Origin of the sequence: Streptomyces sp. NPDC020742 (assembly GCF_040641675.1) — a bacterium.
Taxonomy (GTDB): Bacteria; Actinomycetota; Actinomycetes; order Streptomycetales; family Streptomycetaceae; genus Streptomyces.
On record NZ_JBFAEA010000005.1, the window covers coordinates 42,036 to 59,588 of the forward strand.

Sequence of the window (17,553 nt, forward strand, 5' to 3'; positions counted from 1 at the left end):
CATCCGATGCCCGGCCACCCCGGCGGGCGATCGTGCCGGGGCGGCCGGAGCTCCGCTACCAGATCTGGTCGACCCACTCGGGGTGGTCGATGAACGGGTTCCGGTTGTGCTGGTACTTGTCGAAGATCACCTGGTTGCGGTGCTGCTCCACTGCGGAGGGCGGGTCCTGCCGGTTCCACTCCTTGAGCACGGAGAGCCGGCCGATGGCGGGCTTGCTGCCGTTGTCGACGGCGTCGTCGGGCTCCAAGTCGGGGAAGCCGTCGTCGCCGTCGTAGCGCACCGCCATGTAGAGGACCATCCGGGCGACATCGCCCTTGTCCGCGTCACGCGGCTCGAAGGAGTCGTCGTCGGTGCGGTTGCCGGGCGCCTCTTCGACCTCCGTACCGCCGTTGTCGAAGTCCTTGTTGCCCCGGGTGCTGTTGACCGAGACGTCCGCAGGGCGGAGGTGGTGCAGGTCGGTGCCGGGGCCGGTGGCGGTACCGAAGTCGCCGTGGGACTTGGCCCAGACGTGTTCGCGGTTCCAATCGTCCGGGCTGTCGCCCGCGGCGTTCTTGCTCCGGGAGGTGCCGGAGTACAGCAGCAGGACGTTGGCGCTGTTGGCCGGGTCCTCGTCGGTGTTCTTGAGGGCGTCCCAGACCTCGGAGTAGGTCAGCTTTCCGGTCTGGGTGCTGCTGATGATCCGGTGCAGCGCACCCTTGAGCTCCTGGCCGGTCTTGCCGACGGCGTCCTTGTAGTACGTGTCGTCGTACGAGCCTGCGGCGGGCCCGGATATCCGCGGGGACGCGGATATCGGTTGCGCTGCCGGGTGTGCGGCCACACCGGGCGCCGCACCGGCCGGAATCTGGGTGGCCATCGCCACCAGGACCGTTCCGGCGGCGATGGCCAGCGCGCGGCCACGGCGGATTCTGCGGATGGTGTCCACGAAGGGTGTCCTCTCCCCGAATTGTGGCGCCGGGCGTGAAAGATGTGGGGCACGGACCGGCACCGGCCGTCGGTGATACGGCCATCGGCAGCATTTCAGCGCCTTCATCACCACGGTGTGAACGACGAGGGGGAGTTGTGTGTCCGGCTCGTGCCACTCACGCATTCCCCGGAAATACGGCACTCGGGTGTCAATGGACCGTCAGGGACGGTTCGGACAGCGTGCTCCGATCGGATGAACCCGGTGCTCTTTCGGAACCGCGAAGGCCCGGCGCGGCTTCCGTAGAGCTGACACTCGCTTCGCCGGACGCCCCGTGCCCTTCGGCCCGTCGCCCCCGCGTCGTCCCGCCCCGGATCCGGTGAACTCCGCCCCTTCGGACCGCACTCTGGAGGCCCCGATGCCGTCGTACCGCCCCACTCCCCCGCCCTACGGCACGACCCCGGACTATGTCCTCGCCCCGCCGCGCGCCGAGGACCGGTTGAACACCCTGGCCTTCCCGCCGGGGTCCCTGCTCCCGCCGCCCCGCCCGGAGGACCGGCTGCCGTTCGTGACGCCCACCTGCGCTCCGCCGCTCCCGTGCCCCGCGGTCCGGCAGCAGGAGCCGGTGTCGCTGCCCGACCGGCGGCGACTGGAGATCCAGGCCGCACTCACCGCGGCCGGGGTCGCACCGGCGGACGGGGACCCGGCCGCGATGGCGGAGCTCGCCGGCCTCAGCGAGGCCACGGTCCGGGCCGTCCTCGGCTGGATCGGGGCCGCCGCCCGCGCCTCCCGGCCCCGGCCGCACGCCGTATGACCGCGCCCGCCGCCGCGCTCAGCGCAGACCGGGCAGGCTGCGCAGCTCGCCGATCCGCAGGACGCGGGCCAGCCCCAGGAAGAGCAGCACCATGGTGAGGCCGCCGGCGGCCAGCGTCAGCACCGGGGTCCAGTCCGCCGGGACGGCCACGCCGGAGCAGGCCCGGGCCGCGAACCGGCCGGCCGCGGCGGCCAGCGCGGCCGCCACGGCGAGCTTGCCGTAACTGCGGCACAGCCGCCGGCCGTCCAGCCTCCCGGAGAGCCGTCGGCGCAGCCGCAGCGCGGTGAGAAGCAGTCCGACGCCGTACGCGGCTGCGTAGGCGGCGGCCATGCCGGTGACGGCCCAGCGGACGGGCAGCAGCAGATGGCAGGCGGTGGCCAGGGCGATGTTGACGGCGCTGGTCCAGAAGGCCATCCAGAACGGCGTCCGGGTGTCCTCGAAGGCGTAGAAGCCGCGCAGCAGCAGGTACTGCGCGGAGTACGGGACCAGGCCGAGGCCGAAGGCCTGCAGCATGTGCCCGGCGGGCACGGCCGAGGCGGCGTCCACGGTGCCGTGCGCGAAGAGCAGTTGGGCGATCTGCGGGCCGAAGGCGAGGAAGAAGAAGGCGGCCGGGACGATCAGGGCGCCGGTGACGCGCAGCGCACGGGAGAGGTCGCCGCGCAGGTCGTCCAGCCGGCCCTCGGCGACCGCGCGGCTCATCCGCGGCAGCAGCGCCGTCACCACCGACACGGTGACGACCGACTGGGGCAGCATCCAGATGGACTGGGTGTAGTTGTAGACGGTGTACCCCACGCCCGCGGTGGGCAGCTGCCGGTCGGCGGCGCCGGCGTAGCGGGTGACGACGGTCATCGCGGCGAGGTTGGCGAGCACGAACAGCAGGGTCCAGCGGGCGGCCGCGATGCTCTTGCGCAGCCCGCTGCCGCGCCAGTCGAAGCGGGGACGGAAGCGGAACCCGGCGGCCCGTACGAACGGGATGAGGGCCAGGCCCTGGAGCGCGATGCCGCCGGTGGTGACGAGCCCCAGCAGGTTGACCTGGCCGGGGGTGATGTCCTCGATGCGGTCGGGGCCTGCCAGCAGGCCGAGGTAGACCCCGAACATGGTGATCAGCACGACGTTGTTGAGCACCGGCGTCCACATCATGGCACCGAACTTGTTCCGGGCGTTGAGGACTTGACCGAGGATGAAGTAGAGCCCGTAGAAGAAGATCTGCGGGAGCAGGAACCGCGCGAAGACCACGGTGAGTTCGAAGGCGGCGTGCGTCTTGGGGGTGTCGGAGGCGTAGACGGAGATGATCTGCGGCGCGGCCCAGACCGAGAGCGCGGTGCCGACCGCCAGGACGCTCAGGACGAGGGTGACCAGCCGCTGCTCGTAGGCGCGCCCGCCGTCGGCGTGCTCGACCCTGGCGCGGACCAGCTGCGGGACCAGCACCGAGTTCAACGCGCCGCCGATCAGCAGGGTGTAGATGCTCATCGGGACGACATTGGCGGTGTTGTAGGTGGTGGCGAGCAGGCCGGTGCCCAGGGCGGCCGCCTGCAGCACGGTCCGGATCAGCCCGGTGGCTCGGGAGACCACGGTCCCCACGGCCATCAGGAGCGAGGAGCGGGCGAGGCCGCCCCCACCGCCCTGGCCGTCCGCTCCCCCGTTTCCGGTCGACTGCCCCTCCGCAGCGCGTAGTTGCAGTGTGGCGTCCGACATTCCCTCGTTCATGAGGGTCAATCTACGGCAGCTGCGGCAGCGGTCGGGCCCGGTCGGGGTCGAGCAGCGGGGCGTGCAGATCGCCGAGCCGGGCGCAGCGGTCGGCCACCTCACCGAAGAGGAAGTCCAGTTGCTCCGGTTCGGTGCAGTCGGCGATCTCGTCCCAGGTGACGGGGGTGGAGACGGTCGGGGTAGCGCGGGCGCGCAGGGTGTAGGCGACGGCGGTGGTCTTGGCGGCGGCGTTCTGGGAGAAGTCGATGAAGACCTTGCCGGGGCGCAGCGCCTTGGTCATTTTGTGCACGACGAGGTCCGGCAGCGCCCGGGCCGCCTCGACGGCGAGGGTCCTGGCGTAGGCAGTGGCCCGCTCGGACGAGGTGGGCTCGAGGGGCGAGAGCAGATGCAGGCCCTTGGAACCGCTGGTCTTGGCATGGACCTCCAGGCCGTCGGCCGCCAGCCGGTCGTGCAGCCAGCGGGCCGCGGTGCAGCACTCCACGATGGTGGCGGGCGGGCCGGGGTCCAGGTCGAGGACGAGGCGGTCGGCGAGGCCCGGCTCCTGGTGGCGCCATTGCGGGGTGTGCAGCTCGACGACCAGGTTCGCGGCCCAGACCAGCGAGGGCAGGTCCTGGAGCAGGACCTGTCGGGTGGGCCCGGACGTCGAATGGGGGACCTCGCAGGTCTTCACCCAGGAGGGGGTGCCGGGCGGCACGTTCTTGGTGAAGAAGCACTGGCCGTCCGGGCCGTCGGGGTAGCGCAGGAAGGACAGCGGCCGGTCGTGGAGGTGCGCCAGCAGCGGTGCTGCGGTGGTGGTGCAGTAGTGCAGCACCTCACCCTTGGTGGTGCCGGTCTCCGGATAGAGGACCTTATCCAGGTTGGACAGCGAGAGGCGCCGCCCCTCCACGATAGTGATCGGCGACATACGATGAGAATCCCACACAAGGGATGAAATATGCGTTCTATATGGAATGGGTCGATCTCCTTCGGCCTGGTCACCATCCCCGTGAAGACCTACAGCGCCACCGACCGGACCTCGTCGGTCTCCTTCGTACGGATTCACGAGAAGGACGGTGCGCCGATCCAGTACCGCAAGATCTGCGAGCTGGACGGCGAGGAGGTCCCGAACGAGGAGGTCGGCAAGGGCTATCAGACGCCGGGGGACGACGCCGTCGTGCCGATCACCGACGACGATCTGTCCCGGTTGCCGATGCCGACCGCCAAGACGCTGACCATCCTGTCCTTCGTCGACCCCTCGGAGATCGACCCGCTCCAGCTGGACAAGTCGTATTACCTGGGGCCCAACGGAGCGGCCGCCGCCAAGCCGTACACCCTGCTGCGGGAGGCGCTGGAGCACCACCGCAAGGTCGCGATCGGCAAGGTGGCGATGCGTGGCCGGGAGTCGCTGGCGATGCTGCGGGCGCACGAGGGGGCGATCGTGATGCACCAGTTGCTGTGGCCCGATCAGATCCGGCCGGTCACCGGTACCGTGCCCGACGACGTCGAGGTCCGCGAGAAGGAGCTGACGCTGGCCGAGACCCTGATGGACTCCCTGGGGGACCTGGACCCGGACGAGCTCCACGACGACTACCGGGAGGCGGTCGAGGAACTGGTGGCCGCCAAGCTGGAGGGCGCGGAGCCGTCCGCCACCACCGGGCCGGGCCCGTCGGGCGCCCAGGTCATCGATCTGACCGCGGCGCTGGAGAAGAGCGTGCGGGCGGCGCGGTCGGGCCGCGAGGAGGGCACCAAGGCCTCCGTGACGCCGATCCGGGGGCGGTCGGGCACCAAGGGATCCGCCACGAGCGACTCCGCGAAGGAGACCGCGGCACAGCAGCCCCGGAAGGCCGCGACCGGAAAGCGCACGGCGCCGAAGAGCACCGCGGCGAAGAGCGCGGGCGGCACCGGGGCCAAGAAGTCCACGGCGAAGAGCACCGCGGAGAGGACCACCGGGCGGACCGCGGCGAAGACCGCGGCGAAGAAGTCCACCGCCAGGAAGACCGCGGCGGGGAAATCCGCGGCCGGAAAGTCCGCGGCGGGGAAGTCCACCACCAAGAAGTCCGGCTGACGCTCCGCCGTCCCGCCGTACCCGCGCGCCGTGCCAGGCCCGGTCGGCACGCTCCCGTGCCTGCCGTGCGGACGGACGACGGGACTTCGGCGACAGGGCCTAGAGTCGGGGTATGGCATCGGACGAGGGGACCATCCGCATCGACAGCTGGATCTGGTCCGTACGGCTCACCAAGACCCGTTCGCTGGCCGCGGCCGCCTGCCGCGCCGGGCACGTACGGGTCAACGGCGAGCGGGCGAAGCCGGCCCAGGCCGTGCGCACCGGCGACGAGGTGCGGCTGCGGTACGCGGGGCGGGAGCGGATCGTGGTGGTCTCGCGGCTGGTGCGCAAGCGGGTGGGCGCGCCCGTCGCGGCGGAGTGCTACGTCGACCGGACGCCGCCGGCCCCGCCGCGTGAGGAGGCGCCGCTGACCGGGCTCCGCGACCGCGGGACCGGGCGCCCCACCAAGCGCGACCGCCGCGAGATCGACCAGTTGCGGGGGCGCTGAGCCGGACGGTCCGCGCGGAGGGCACCACCGGTCGGGCCGCGGAGGGCGCCGTGGGCCAGGCCGCGGAGGCGCGTTCCGGAAGGGCGCGCCTCAGATCGAGGGCAGCGCGTCCAGGTAGACCCAGGCGCCGTCCTCGCGGACGAAGCGGCTGTGCTCGTACTGGCTGTCGGCGACCCCGTGCAGGCTGAAGTGGGCGCGGAACTCCACGGTGCCTTCGGTGTGGAAGGCGGTGCCGCCGGCCGTGCCGAGGATCTCCAGACCGGTCCACCGCTGCGCCGGTTCGAGGTCCAGCGCGGCGGGCCGGGTCGTCGGGTGCCAGGTGCGCAGCAGATAGCCGGTGTCACTGACGACGAAGGCGCTGTAGCGCGAGCGCATCAGCCGCTCCGCGGTCGGGGCGGCGGCGCGCCCCTGGTGGAAGGCGGCGCAGCAGTCGCCGTAGGACGCGGGACGCCCACAGGGGCAGGGGGTGGCGGGGGTGACCGCGGCCGGGCCGCGGGCCGCGCCGGAGGACCTGGTCAGCGGCTTCTTCTTGGACTTCGACACCCGTCGATTGTGCCGGTCGGCGGGGGCGGAATGCGACACGCCGGCGACACGCCGGGGCGACACACCGCAAAGCTGCGCCCATATAGGGAATTTCAACGATAAGTCACCCATTTGCTGCTTTTTATGGCTTGATGCGCCCGGTGAGGCTGGAAGAACTCATGGTGACCGTCCCCACCACCCAGGAGAGAACCCCCCATGATTCTGTCCATTTCCGGCGTCGTCCTGCTCGGTGTCATCGTCTTCCTCTTCTTCCGCAAAGACGGCCTCAAGTTGTCCCACGCGCTGATCTCCGCGCTCTTCGGGTTCTATCTGGCCAGCTCCGCCATCGCACCGAGCATCAAGGCCGGCGGGGCGAGCCTGGCCAGCCTCCTCGGAGGGATCAAGCTCTAGGGGTGTCTCCTCCAGGGCCCTCGATGTCCCCTCCGGCGCCCCCACGGCTCCCGCCCGTACGGGCCGCAGCAGCTCCCGTCCGGGCGGCTCCGTGTGACGCCCTCCCCGGCTCCCCCACCGCACCCAGCCGTCCCGCCCCCCGCACGAGCAACAGGAGAAGATGTGGTCCGGCGCCCTCTGCCCCGCATCCTGACCGACAGCGCACCCTTCGCCCGGATGGCCAACTTCACGTCCCTGGCCCGCCATCGGGACCTCGTGCGCACCGCCACCGACAGCGCCTCCGACGTGTTCCACCCGTTGGTCACCATCGGCCGGGGGCTGCGCCGGCTGGCGACGGCCGCCCGGGGACGGTGGGCGGAGATCCCCAAGGAGAGCCGCGGGCCGGTGCTGTTCTTCATCGGCGCCTGTGTGCTGGTGGTCGCGCTGATCCCGTACGGGCCGCTGCTCGGCTTGATCGTGGCGATGGCGGCGGGCGCCTGGGCGGGGCGGGAACGCACCCCGGAGGTGGCCGGCCCCAGCGAGGCGGAGACCGAGCGCCTGCGGGCCCTGTACGAGGCGCTGGTGCCCTACCTCTCCGCCGAGGGCGACCCCAGCCCGCTCTATGCGCACGGCGGCGGCTGGGAGCGGGCCTTCTGCGACCACGCCTTCGACGAGGGCGGGCGGCTGGAGCGGCTGCAGCTGAGGTACCCGGCGTACTTCACCGACGGTGAGGACCGGTCCCGCACCCGTATCGAGCAGGTGCTGTACGCCAAGGCCGGCCGCGGCCGGGAGTACCACTTCGCCTGGGACGAACTGGCCAACCAGCTGACCGTCACCGCCCTGGCCCCGCTGCCCACCGACATCGCCGCTCAGCGCTTCGTCACCGCGCCGGGAGAGACGGTGCTCGGCTTCACCGACCCGGACTCCGTCCAACGGACGCTGCCGGTCACCGGCGGGACGGAGCCACGGGACGCGCCGCCGGTGGTCTGGCGCACCGGGCCGCGCTCCACCGAGCCGCATCTGCTCGCCCTGGGGCAGGCGGGGGCCGGCACCACGACACTGCTGCGCTCGATCGCACTGCAGGCGCTGGAGCACGGCGAGGTGCTGATCGTCGACGGCGCAGGTACCGGCGAGTTCGGGTGCCTGACCGGGAGGCGGGGCGTACGGGCGGTGGAGAGCGGGCTGGCGGGGGCGCTGGCGGCGCTGGAGTGGGCGTCGCAGGAGACCGAGCGGCGGCTGGTCGCGGCGAACCGCGCGCGGCAGTCCGGCCACCCCGCGCCGGACGACACCCGCCAGCCACTGTGGATCCTCGCGGACCGCCCCACGGCGCTGGCCCATGTCGCGGCGGCCGAGGGCCGGGACGATCCGCAGCGGTGGCTGCAGGTGCCGCTGCGGCACGGCCGGGCGGCGCAGGTGACGGTGGTGGTGGCCGACCAGTTCGACAGCGCGGACCTGCTGAGCGATCCGGTGCGGGCGCACACCAAGGCGCGGGTGGTGCTCGGACCCGCCACCGCGGAGGAGGTACGGGCGGTGCTCGGGGCACCGCCGCACACCACGCCGACCGCGGCCGTCCCCCCGGGGCGCGGCTATGCGCGGCTGGGCAGCGCACCGGTGCTGCGGCTCCAGGTGCCGGCCACCCCCGACCCGTTCGAGGACTGCGCGAGCGAGGCGCACCAGGAGGCGGTGCTGGCGCTGCTGCCGGAGCGGACCGTCCCGGCCGGCACCGGGTTGCCGGCGACGGCGGACGGCGCCCCCGCCCGGGCCGGTGCGGACGGTGCCGACGGGGCGGGCAGGACGGACGGCGCGACGGATCCGGAGACGACTGAGGCGGCTGGGGCGGACGAGGTGACGGGGACGGACGGGTCGGTCGCCGAGCCGGTGGGGGCGGCCACGACCCGGGTGTCCATCGTCAAGGGCGGCGAGTCCCGTACGACCAAGGACGGCTCGGCGCCGGCCCTGCGCGCGGAGGGGTGAGGCGGCTCCGCACCCCTCCTGACGCAGCGTCAGGCGACGAAGGCGTGCCGCGCCTCGCTCTCCACCGGCGCCCCCGTCTCCACCAGCCGGGCGGCACCCGCCAGCCGGACCGCGGCCTCGTCGGCCACCGCCCCGTTGACCGTGAACGGCAGCCGTACGAACCCCTCGAAGGCGCCGTCCACGCCGAACCGGGGGCCGGACGGCACCCGCACCCCGAGCCGCTCCCCCGCCTCGGCGATCCGGGAGCCGGAGAGCCCACCGGTCCGCACCCACAGGGTGAGACCGCCGCGCGGGACACTGAACTCCCAGTCGGGCAGGTGCCGTCCGAGGGCCTCGACGATCGCCGCGCGGTTCTCGCGGGCCTGCTCTCGGCGGATGTCGACGGCCTGCTCCCAGCCGCCGCTCGCCAGCAGTGAGGCGATGGCGAGTTGCTCCAGGACCGGTGAGCCCAGGTCGGAGTAGGCGCGGGCGGCGACCAGGCTGCGGATGATGTCGGGCGCGGCGCGCACCCAGCCGATCCGCATCCCGGCCCAGAAGGCCTTGCTGGCCGAGCCGACCGTGATCACCGCGCTGCCGGCCGGGTCGAAGGCGCAGACCGGGCGGGGTGGTTCGGAGTCCTCGTCCAACTGGAGCTCGGTCATGGTCTCGTCGACGACCAGCAGGGTGCCGGCCGAGCGGGCGGCGTCGACCATCCGGCGGCGCTGGTCCTCGGTGGCGAGGGTGCCGGTGGGGTTGTGGAAGTCGGCGACGACATACGCCATCCGGGGCGCGGCGTCGCGCATCACCTGGCGCCAGGCCGGGATGTCCCAGCCGGCCAGCCGCTCCCCCAGGGCGACCGGGACCAGCCGGGCACCGGCGTCCCGCATCAGCTGGAGGATGTTGGCGTACGAGGGGGAGTCGACCGCGACCCGCTCTCCGGGGGCGGTGCACAGCCGGCAGATCGCGGCGACCGCACCCATCGCGCCCGTGGTCACCATGATCTGTTCGGGCATGGTCGGTATGCCGCGGGCGGTGTAGCGGTCGGCGAGGGCCTGGCGGAGCACGGGCAGGCCGGCCGGGTAGTCGCCGTGGGTGTGGGCGTAGAGCGGGAGGTCGGCCATGGCGCCCTGGACGGCGCGGGTGAGCCAGGGTTCGGGTGCCGGGAGGGCCGCGCAGCCGAGGTCGATCATGGAGCCGGCGGCCTCCGGGGGCAGCGGTTCCAGGCCGCGGGTGGGCAGCGGGTTGCCGGCCGGGACGGCGGTCCAACTCCCCGACCCGCGCCGCGACTCCAGGAATCCCTCGGCGCGCAGCGCTTCGTAGGCGGCGGCGACGGTGGTGCGGCTGACGCTCAGGGCCGCGGCCAGCTCACGCTCGGCGGGCAGCCGGGCGGCGACCGGCACCCGACCCTCCAGCACGAGGAGGCGCACACCATCGGCGAGGCTGCGGTAGGCGGGCAACCGGCGTCCACCGACCGCGAGTTGGGCATCGCGCGGGTCCTGCGACCGGAGCAGGCGGGCGAGTTGGGGCGCTCCCACCGCTGAAGTCCACTGAGCCATGAAGATCAGTCCACCTTCCCGGAATTGGCTCTACTTTCCGAGCCCCGACACGCCACATGGTGTCATGCATCGGTCCAATCCTGCCAGGAGGGGGAATTTTCATGTCCATGTCGAGCGAGGGTGGCCCACGCAGGGGCTTGCTGGCGCGCCGGCTGGTCCAGCTCTACACCGGACTGACGCTGTACGGCGTGAGCATGGGCCTGATGGTCCGCGCCGATCTGGGCCTGGAGCCGTGGAGCGTGCTCAACCAGGGCATCTCCCGGCACACCGGACTGTCGATCGGCACCGTGACCATCGTGTCCGGCGCGCTGATCCTGCTGCTGTGGATTCCGCTCCGCCAGCGCCCCGGCCTGGGGACGATCTCCAACGTGGTGATCCTCGGGCTGGTGATGGACGCCACCATGGCCTGGGTCCCGGCACCCTCCTCGCTCGGCACCCGGATCCCGCTGCTGGCGTTCGCCGTACTCCTCAACGGCACCGCGACCGGCCTGTACATCTCCGCCCGCTTCGGCGCGGGGCCGCGCGACGGGCTGATGACCGGCCTGCACCAGCGCACCGGCCGCCCGGTCCGGCTGGTGCGCACCTGCATCGAGGTGACGGTGCTCGTGGCCGGCTTCCTGCTCGGCGGCTCCATCGGGGCCGGCACGGTGCTCTACGCCGTGGCCATTGGGCCGCTGGCGCAGCATTTCCTCCGGCTGTTCGCGATCAAGGGACTGCCCGAGCAGCCGTCGCGGGTGGTGGCCCGTGCCAGCGCGTCACCCGAGCGCGCCATACTGCCGGAGTGACCCCCGCGATACGCCTCCGCCACCCCTACCTCGACCACCCGGCACCGTTGCCCTTCGCCCACCGGGGCGGGGACGCGGACGGCCTGGAGAACACCGCCACCGCCTTCCGCCGTGCGATCGGCCTCGGCTACCGCTACCTGGAGACCGATGTGCACGCCACCTCGGACGGGCGGCTGGTCGCCTTCCACGACCCGACGCTGGACCGAGTCACCGACAGCCGCGGCACCATCGGCCGGCTCCCCTGGCGGGCCGTGCGCCGGGCCCGGGTCGGCGGCCGGGAGCCGCTGCCGCTCTTCGAGGACCTCCTGGAGGAGTTCCCCGGGGCGCGCTGGAACGTCGACCTGAAGGCGGAGGCGGCGCTGGAGCCGCTGCTCGGCCTGCTGCGCCGCTCAGACGCCTGGGACCGGGTGTGCGTCGGCTCGTTCTCCGAGGCGCGGGTGGCCCGGGCACAGCGGCTGGCCGGCGGCCGGATGGCCAGCTCGCTCGGCACCCGCGGCGTGGCCGGGCTGCGGCTGCGCTCCTACGGGCGGGGCGCGCTGCCGCTGGACCGGCTGCTGGGCGCCGCGGTGCGGCGCAGCGCGGTGTGCGTCCAGGTGCCCGAGCGGCAGTACGGCATCCCGGTCGTCGATCCGCTCTTCCTGCGCGCCGCGCACGCCCTGGGTATGCAGGTGCACGTCTGGACGGTGAACGAAGCGGACCGGATGGAAGCCCTGTTGGACCTGGGCGTGGATGGCATCATGACCGACCACATAGACACGCTGCGGGCGGTGCTGACCGAGCGGGGAAGCTGGGTCACCCCCTAGCCCCGGCCTTCCGGCCTCCCGGTCGTGCGCGGTGGACGGGGACGGGAAGGCGGGGGCGGACGTGCAGGACTCACAGGCCGTGGCCGGGGTCGAGGACGAGGTGGCGGCCCGGCGCCGCGAGCAGCGCGGCTGGTACTGGTACGACTGGGCGAACAGCGTCTACTCGACGAGCGTCCTGACGGTGTTCCTCGGGCCGTACCTGACGTCGGTGGCCCGGCGCGCGGCGGATGCGCACGGCTATGTCCACCCGCTGGGCATACCGGTGCGGGCCGGCTCCTTCTACGCCTACACGGTGTCGACGTCGCTGCTGCTGTCCGTAGTGGCGATGCCGCTCGCCGGGGCGCTGGTCGACCGGACCGGCCGCAAGAAGCCGCTGATGGGCACCTGTGCGTACCTCGGGGCGGCGGCGACGACCGGGATGTTCTTCCTGGACGGGCAGCGCTATCTGCTGGGCGGCGGCCTGCTGATCGTCGCGAATGTGTCGTTCGTGCTGTCGGCGATGCTCTACAACTCCTTCCTCCCGCAGATCGCCGGGCCCGACGAGCGGGACGCGGTCTCGTCCCGGGGCTGGGCCTTCGGCTACGCGGCCGGGGCCCTGGTACTCATCGCCGATCTCGTGCTGTTCGGCGCGCACGAGTCCTTCGGGGTCTCCGAGGGCACCGCGGTGCGCATCTGCCTGGCGTCGGCGGGGCTGTGGTGGGGTGCGTTCTCGCTGATCCCGCTCCGGCGGCTGCGCGACCGCCGGCCGGCGGCGCCCGCGGCGCCCGGTGCGACGGGGGGCGCCGTGCTCGGCCAGGGCTGGCGGCAACTGCGGGCGACGCTGCGCGACATGCGCCGCCACCCGCTCACCCTCGCCTTCCTCCTGGCCTACCTCATCTACAACGACGGGGTGCAGACGGTGATCACCCAGGCGTCGGTCTTCGGCTCCGAGGAGCTGCGGTTGGGCCAGACGACGCTGATCGTGGCGGTCCTGCTGGTGCAGGTGCTGGCCGCGGCCGGCGCCCTGCTGATGGGCCGGCTCGCACGGCGCTACGGCGCCCGGCGGACGATCCTGGGCTCGCTGGTGGCCTGGACGCTGACGGTCGCGGCCGGCTGGTTCCTGCCCGCGCGGGCGCCGGGGTGGTTCTTCGCCCTGGCGGTGGGGATCGGGCTGGTGCTGGGCGGCAGCCAGGCGCTGTCGCGCTCGCTGTTCTCGCACCTGGTGCCGCGCGGCAAGGAGGCGGAGTACTTCTCGGCGTACGAGATGAGCGACCGGGGAGTGAGCTGGCTGGGGCCACTGGTCTTCGGGGTGGCCTACCAGCTGACCGGGAGCTACCGGGATGCCATCGTGTCCCTTGCGGCGTTCTTCGTGGTCGGGTTTGTCCTGCTGGCGAGGGTCCCGGTGGCCCGCGCGATCGCGGCGGCTGGAAATCCAGCACCTGACCGGATTTAGTCCCGAGGCGCGCGGGGCGGTAGTGTACGCCTTTGGCTCACCAGGCGGACCGTTACTGCGCGCTCAACCATGGGAGGCGCTGGGTGACATCTGCTGCCAGATGTGACAAACCGGGCGCCGGTGGGTACAACAAGGGGCGGCACGACGGGCGACGCACATGTCCCGATTACGGGAATCTTCACCGCCGACCGGACGTTGACCGGATGACGACGACAGCGACACCTGTCCTGTGGGCGACAAGCCCGGGAGGCACGATTCATGAGTGAGCGAGCTCTCCGCGGCACGCGACTCGTGGTGACCAGCTACGAGACCGACCGCGGCATCGACCTGGCCCCGCGCCAGGCGGTGGAGTACGCATGCCAGAACGGACATCGATTTGAGATGCCGTTCTCGGTTGAGGCCGAGATTCCGCCGGAGTGGGAGTGCAAGGTGTGCGGCGCACCCTCGCTCCTGGTGGATGGCGATGGCCCTGAGGAAAAGAAGGGCAAGCCCGCGCGTACGCACTGGGACATGCTCATGGAGCGACGCACCCGCGAGGAGCTCGAGGAGGTGCTGGCCGAACGGCTGGCCGTCCTCCGCTCCGGCACCATGAACATTGCCGTGCATCCGCGCGACAGCAACCGCAAGTCCGCCTGACGGCGGCAGCGCACACAAGTACAAGGGCCGGGGCCACTGCAACACGCAGTGGCCCCGGCCCTTGTGCTGTCCGGATCCGCTCAGCCCGTCAGCGGCGGATCCTGGCGGCGCGGGGCGGGCGGCTCCTGGTCGCGGACGACCTCGCCCGGTACGACCTTGCCGTCCGGCCGGTGCATCCGCGCCTGCTGGAAGGCGTCGCCGAACGAACCGGGCGCATACGAGGCGCGGCCGGTCAGCAGCTTCTCCGCACGCCGCTGGAGGAGCTTCCCGGTCGGCGGGAAGAGGCACAGCAGGCCCAATGCGTCGGAGACCAGGCCCGGCAGCATCAACAGCAGCCCACCGGCCATCCGGATCGAATTGCCGCCGGACCGGCCGTTGCCGGATCCGGCGGGCCGGGGCGGTGCCGCCGGATCGCCGCCCGGCTGAAGGCCCTCGGTGAGATTCCGCCAGGCACGGCGGCCGGCCCGTTTGACCACATATCCGCCGGCGACCGCCCCGGCCACCAGGAGCAGGAAGACGGTCAGGCCGTTGGTGGCCCCGGCGACCAGGGTCAGCAGCCAGATCTCCAGCACCATCCAGGCCGCGACGGCCAGCGGGGCGAACCGGCGGGCGCGCGAGCGCTGAGGCGAACGGGAACCTGGCGGCGGCGTGCCTGTGTGCGTCATGGCTCAAGTGTGCCTGGCGCGCTCCGCGGTATTCCCCAGCACTGCGCGAGGGGGCGCATGCGTAAGGGTCCGCCGGTCGCTCAGCGCCCGCGGAGCCTGTCGACCCGGGAGCCGACGCCCCAGGCGGTGACCCGCCACAGCGCCTCGACGACGATGTCCCGGCTCATCTTGCTGTCGCCGTGCTCCCGCTCGACGAAGGTGATCGGGACCTCCACGACGTGGTAGCCGCTCTGCACCGCACGGCGGGCGAGGTCGACCTGGAAGCAGTAGCCCTGGGAGGCCACCTCGTCCAGGCCCAGGCCCTTGAGGGTCTCCGCGCGGAAGGCGCGGAAGCCACCGGTGATGTCGCGCAGCGGTAGGTCCAGCACCAGCCGGGAGTAGGTGCTGCCGCCGCGGGAGATGAGCTGGCGGTGCTTGGGCCAGTTGACGGTCCGGCCGCCGGGCACCCAGCGCGAGCCGAGGACGAGGTCGGCGCCCTTGAGGGCGGTGAGCAGCCGCGGCAGTTCCTCGGGCTGGTGCGAGCCGTCGGCGTCCATCTCGACCAGCACGCCGTAGCCGTGGTCGATGCCCCAGCGGAAACCGGCCAGGTAGGCGGCACCGAGGCCTTCCTTGCCCTGGCGGTGCAGGACGTGGACGTGCTCGTCGTCGGCGGCCAGTTCGTCGGCGAGCTTTCCGGTGCCGTCGGGACTGTTGTCATCCGCGACCAGGACGTGCGCCTCCGGGACGGCCGACCGCACCCGCGAGACGACCGGCTTGATGTTCTCCGCCTCGTTGTACGTCGGGATGATCACCAAGGTGGTGCCGAGCGGACCGTACTGCCGCTGACCGTCTGTCACTGCTGCCCCTTCTCGTCCTTCGTGCGCCCGCGCCGGCCCACGATCACTGCGGCGGCACAGGACAGAAGGCCCACGATAGCGAGCGCCCACTCGGGCGTGGCGCCGACGCGGTCGGCGAGCGTCGTTTCGTCGCGCAGCGGTATCCGCGCGGACACCACGCCCCGGGTGAACTCCGGAATCCGGTGGGTGATCGTGCCGTTGGGGGCGACGACCGCACTGATCCCACTGGTCGCCGCGGTGACCACGGCCCGGCCGTGCTCGACCGCGCGCAGCTTGGACATCGCCAGCTGCTGCTCGGGCTGGCCGGTGCGGCCGTAGGTGGCGTTGTTGGTCTGGATCACCAGGGCGCGGGCGCCGGCGTCGACGGTGTCGTGGACGATCTCGTCGTAGGCGACCTCGAAGCAGATCACATCGCCGAGCCGGGCCGGGCCGACCTTCAGCAGCCCGGTGTGGTCGCCGGGGTAGAAGTCGCGGGGCACCCGCTGGAACCGGGTGATGATCTTGCTGAGCTGCTCCCGGAAGGGCACGTACTCGCCGAACGGCACCGGGTGCTGCTTGGTGTACGAGGCGCCCGGCCCCTTCTTCGGGTCCCAGACGATGCCCTCGTTGAAGACGTAGCCCTTCTTGCTGGGGTGGTCGACGAGGGCGCCGACGAGCACGGGCACGCCAATCGCCTTCACCGCCTCGTCGATCCGGTCGTAGGCCTGCGGGTACTGGAAGGGGTCGAGGTCGGAGGAGTTCTCCGGCCAGATGACCAGGTCCGGCTTCTTCGCCCGGCCCGCCCGGATGTCGGCGGCCAGCTTCTCGGTCGCCCTGGCGTGGTTGTCGAGGATCTTCATGGGGCGCCCCAGGAAGTCCATACCGGCCTGCTGGACGTTCCCCTGGACCACGGCGATGTCGACGGTGTCGTCGGCCTTGGTGGGGACGGGGACGAGCAGTCCGGCCGCGGCCACCGCGGCGGCCAGCCCGAACGCCTCCAGGACCGCGACCGCGCGCTTGGCGGTGGCATTGCCGCGCAGGCCCCACAGGGCGGCGGCGCAGGCGGCCAGCAGCGTCCCGGCGAGCGCGACCGCGAAGGTCACCAGCGGGGCGCCGCCGAGCGCGGCGAGCGGGGTGAACGGCGAGCCGGTGTTCGCGAACGCCAGCCGGCCCCACGGGAAGCCGCCGAACGGCAGCCGGTCGCGGGCCCACTCCTGGGCGACCCACAGGCAGGCGCCCCACAGCGGCCAGAGCGGCAGCCGGGCGGTGACGGCGAGCCCCGCGCCCATCAGCGTCACGAAGAGCGCCTCGGCGAGGGACAGGCCGATCACCGCGTCCCAGCCGACGACGTGCAGCCACTTCAGCAGGATCAGGAAGAAGGGGAGCCCGAAGACCAGGCCCGTCCAGGCACCCTGGCGAGCGGTCCGGCCCCGGGTCAGCAGCGCCAGCGCGGCCACCGCCACCAGGGACAGCGGCCACAGGTCGTACGGCGGGAAGGCCAGGCCCAACGCACCGCCGAAGACCACCGCCAGGCCGGTGCGCGGCGCCTCCCGGCGGACCAAGGCCCCCAGCCGGCGGGCGCGCCCGGGGCGGGCGGAAGCCTCCGGGCTGCTCACCCCGGAGGACGGCACCGGGCCGTCGGGCGTGGTGCCGCTCACGGCTTCTTCGGTGGTGTCGGAACCCGATGCCACGTTCGCGGGGCCTTCCTGCAGGTCGATCGTGCGGTGTGAGGTGACCGTACATCGGGAAGGCCGCCATGCGGGTACGGGGTGCACAAACGGTGAAGGCCCGGCTCACGGGCGCGCGGGGAACCGCGAGGGTGCGGATAGGGGCCCGGGCGCCCTTCGGGCCGACCTGGGACCCGCTGGCTGCGGGTCGACCGAAAGCCGTTGTCTACTGAGCGTCCGGGCCCCACCCGGGTCGCACCTGCCAACCGGAGGTGACGTTCCCTCGCCCCGTGCCGCTGATGCTGGACCTGGCTCCCAGTGGCGGTGTGCCGTTGTGGTGCACCGCCCCATGGCCCAGCTGCGTTCGACGGTTGCG

Annotated in this window: 17 protein-coding genes; 9 read left to right on the top strand and 8 right to left on the bottom strand. The window is 72.5% G+C overall.

The window, feature by feature from the left end; translation table 11 throughout:
- Nucleotides 1–55 precede the first annotated feature (55 nt).
- Entirely contained in the window at nucleotides 56–853 is a 798-nt protein-coding gene (locus tag AB0G84_RS11675; protein ID WP_361319243.1) for an endonuclease, read from the bottom strand.
- 466 nt (nucleotides 854–1,319) lie between these two features.
- On the opposite strand from AB0G84_RS11675, the gene AB0G84_RS11680 reads away from it, so the two are divergent.
- Complete coding sequence (locus AB0G84_RS11680; protein ID WP_361318687.1) at nucleotides 1,320–1,715, top strand: hypothetical protein; 396 nt, start codon at nucleotides 1,320–1,322, stop codon at nucleotides 1,713–1,715.
- An 18-nt stretch (nucleotides 1,716–1,733) separates the two neighbouring features.
- Here the strand turns inward: AB0G84_RS11680 and murJ are convergent, their stop codons facing one another.
- Complete coding sequence (gene murJ / locus AB0G84_RS11685) at nucleotides 1,734–3,422, bottom strand: murein biosynthesis integral membrane protein MurJ (RefSeq protein ID WP_361318689.1); 1,689 nt, start codon at nucleotides 3,420–3,422, stop codon at nucleotides 1,734–1,736.
- A gap of 10 nt (nucleotides 3,423–3,432) precedes the next feature.
- Nucleotides 3,433–4,326: a non-homologous end-joining DNA ligase gene (ligD, locus tag AB0G84_RS11690; RefSeq protein WP_361318691.1), complete on the bottom strand. Its 894-nt coding sequence runs from the start codon at nucleotides 4,324–4,326 to the stop codon at nucleotides 3,433–3,435.
- 30 nt (nucleotides 4,327–4,356) lie between these two features.
- Here ligD and AB0G84_RS11695 point away from each other — a divergent pair, with 30 nt between their 5' ends.
- Together AB0G84_RS11695 and AB0G84_RS11700 are read left to right on the top strand one after the other, a co-directional pair.
- Entirely contained in the window at nucleotides 4,357–5,466 is a 1,110-nt protein-coding gene (locus AB0G84_RS11695; protein WP_361318693.1) for a Ku protein, read from the top strand.
- Nucleotides 5,467–5,578: 112 nt separating this feature from the next.
- Nucleotides 5,579–5,953, top strand: coding sequence for an RNA-binding S4 domain-containing protein (locus AB0G84_RS11700; protein ID WP_361318695.1), 375 nt, complete (start codon nucleotides 5,579–5,581; stop codon nucleotides 5,951–5,953).
- A gap of 90 nt (nucleotides 5,954–6,043) precedes the next feature.
- Here the strand turns inward: AB0G84_RS11700 and AB0G84_RS11705 are convergent, their stop codons facing one another.
- The gene (locus AB0G84_RS11705; RefSeq protein WP_361319245.1) at nucleotides 6,044–6,472 is read right to left on the bottom strand and encodes a YchJ family metal-binding protein; all 429 of its coding nucleotides are present in this window, start codon (nucleotides 6,470–6,472) and stop codon (nucleotides 6,044–6,046) included.
- A gap of 219 nt (nucleotides 6,473–6,691) precedes the next feature.
- Between AB0G84_RS11705 and AB0G84_RS11710 the strand changes: the two genes are divergently transcribed.
- Together AB0G84_RS11710 and AB0G84_RS11715 are read left to right on the top strand one after the other, a co-directional pair.
- Complete coding sequence (locus AB0G84_RS11710) at nucleotides 6,692–6,886, top strand: hypothetical protein (protein WP_033269053.1); 195 nt, start codon at nucleotides 6,692–6,694, stop codon at nucleotides 6,884–6,886.
- Between the two features lie 216 nt (nucleotides 6,887–7,102).
- A complete protein-coding gene (locus AB0G84_RS11715; RefSeq protein WP_361319247.1) occupies nucleotides 7,103–8,839 on the top strand; it encodes a hypothetical protein in 1,737 nt (578 codons plus the stop codon).
- Nucleotides 8,840–8,868: 29 nt separating this feature from the next.
- On the opposite strand, the gene AB0G84_RS11720 is transcribed toward AB0G84_RS11715, so the two are convergent.
- Nucleotides 8,869–10,374, bottom strand: coding sequence for a PLP-dependent aminotransferase family protein (locus AB0G84_RS11720; protein ID WP_361318697.1), 1,506 nt, complete (start codon nucleotides 10,372–10,374; stop codon nucleotides 8,869–8,871).
- Nucleotides 10,375–10,475: 101 nt separating this feature from the next.
- On the opposite strand from AB0G84_RS11720, the gene AB0G84_RS11725 reads away from it, so the two are divergent.
- From AB0G84_RS11725 to AB0G84_RS11740, 4 genes are all read left to right on the top strand, one after another.
- Entirely contained in the window at nucleotides 10,476–11,159 is a 684-nt protein-coding gene (locus AB0G84_RS11725) for a hypothetical protein (protein ID WP_361318699.1), read from the top strand.
- The gene (locus AB0G84_RS11730) at nucleotides 11,156–11,962 is read left to right on the top strand and encodes a glycerophosphodiester phosphodiesterase (RefSeq protein WP_361318701.1); all 807 of its coding nucleotides are present in this window, start codon (nucleotides 11,156–11,158) and stop codon (nucleotides 11,960–11,962) included. The genes AB0G84_RS11725 and AB0G84_RS11730 overlap by 4 nt, the downstream gene beginning before the upstream one ends.
- A gap of 61 nt (nucleotides 11,963–12,023) precedes the next feature.
- Complete coding sequence (locus AB0G84_RS11735; protein WP_361318703.1) at nucleotides 12,024–13,394, top strand: MFS transporter; 1,371 nt, start codon at nucleotides 12,024–12,026, stop codon at nucleotides 13,392–13,394.
- A gap of 258 nt (nucleotides 13,395–13,652) precedes the next feature.
- The gene (locus AB0G84_RS11740) at nucleotides 13,653–14,030 is read left to right on the top strand and encodes an RNA polymerase-binding protein RbpA (RefSeq protein ID WP_026170122.1); all 378 of its coding nucleotides are present in this window, start codon (nucleotides 13,653–13,655) and stop codon (nucleotides 14,028–14,030) included.
- 80 nt (nucleotides 14,031–14,110) lie between these two features.
- Here the strand turns inward: AB0G84_RS11740 and fxsA are convergent, their stop codons facing one another.
- The 3 genes from fxsA to lnt form a co-directional block, all read right to left on the bottom strand.
- Nucleotides 14,111–14,695: an FxsA family membrane protein gene (fxsA, locus tag AB0G84_RS11745; protein WP_361318705.1), complete on the bottom strand. Its 585-nt coding sequence runs from the start codon at nucleotides 14,693–14,695 to the stop codon at nucleotides 14,111–14,113.
- Nucleotides 14,696–14,775: 80 nt separating this feature from the next.
- The gene (locus AB0G84_RS11750) at nucleotides 14,776–15,531 is read right to left on the bottom strand and encodes a polyprenol monophosphomannose synthase (protein WP_361318707.1); all 756 of its coding nucleotides are present in this window, start codon (nucleotides 15,529–15,531) and stop codon (nucleotides 14,776–14,778) included.
- Nucleotides 15,528–17,168, bottom strand: a complete 1,641-nt coding sequence (gene lnt, locus AB0G84_RS11755) for an apolipoprotein N-acyltransferase (protein ID WP_361318709.1) — start codon at nucleotides 17,166–17,168, stop codon at nucleotides 15,528–15,530. The genes AB0G84_RS11750 and lnt overlap by 4 nt, the downstream gene beginning before the upstream one ends.
- Nucleotides 17,169–17,553 lie beyond the last annotated feature (385 nt).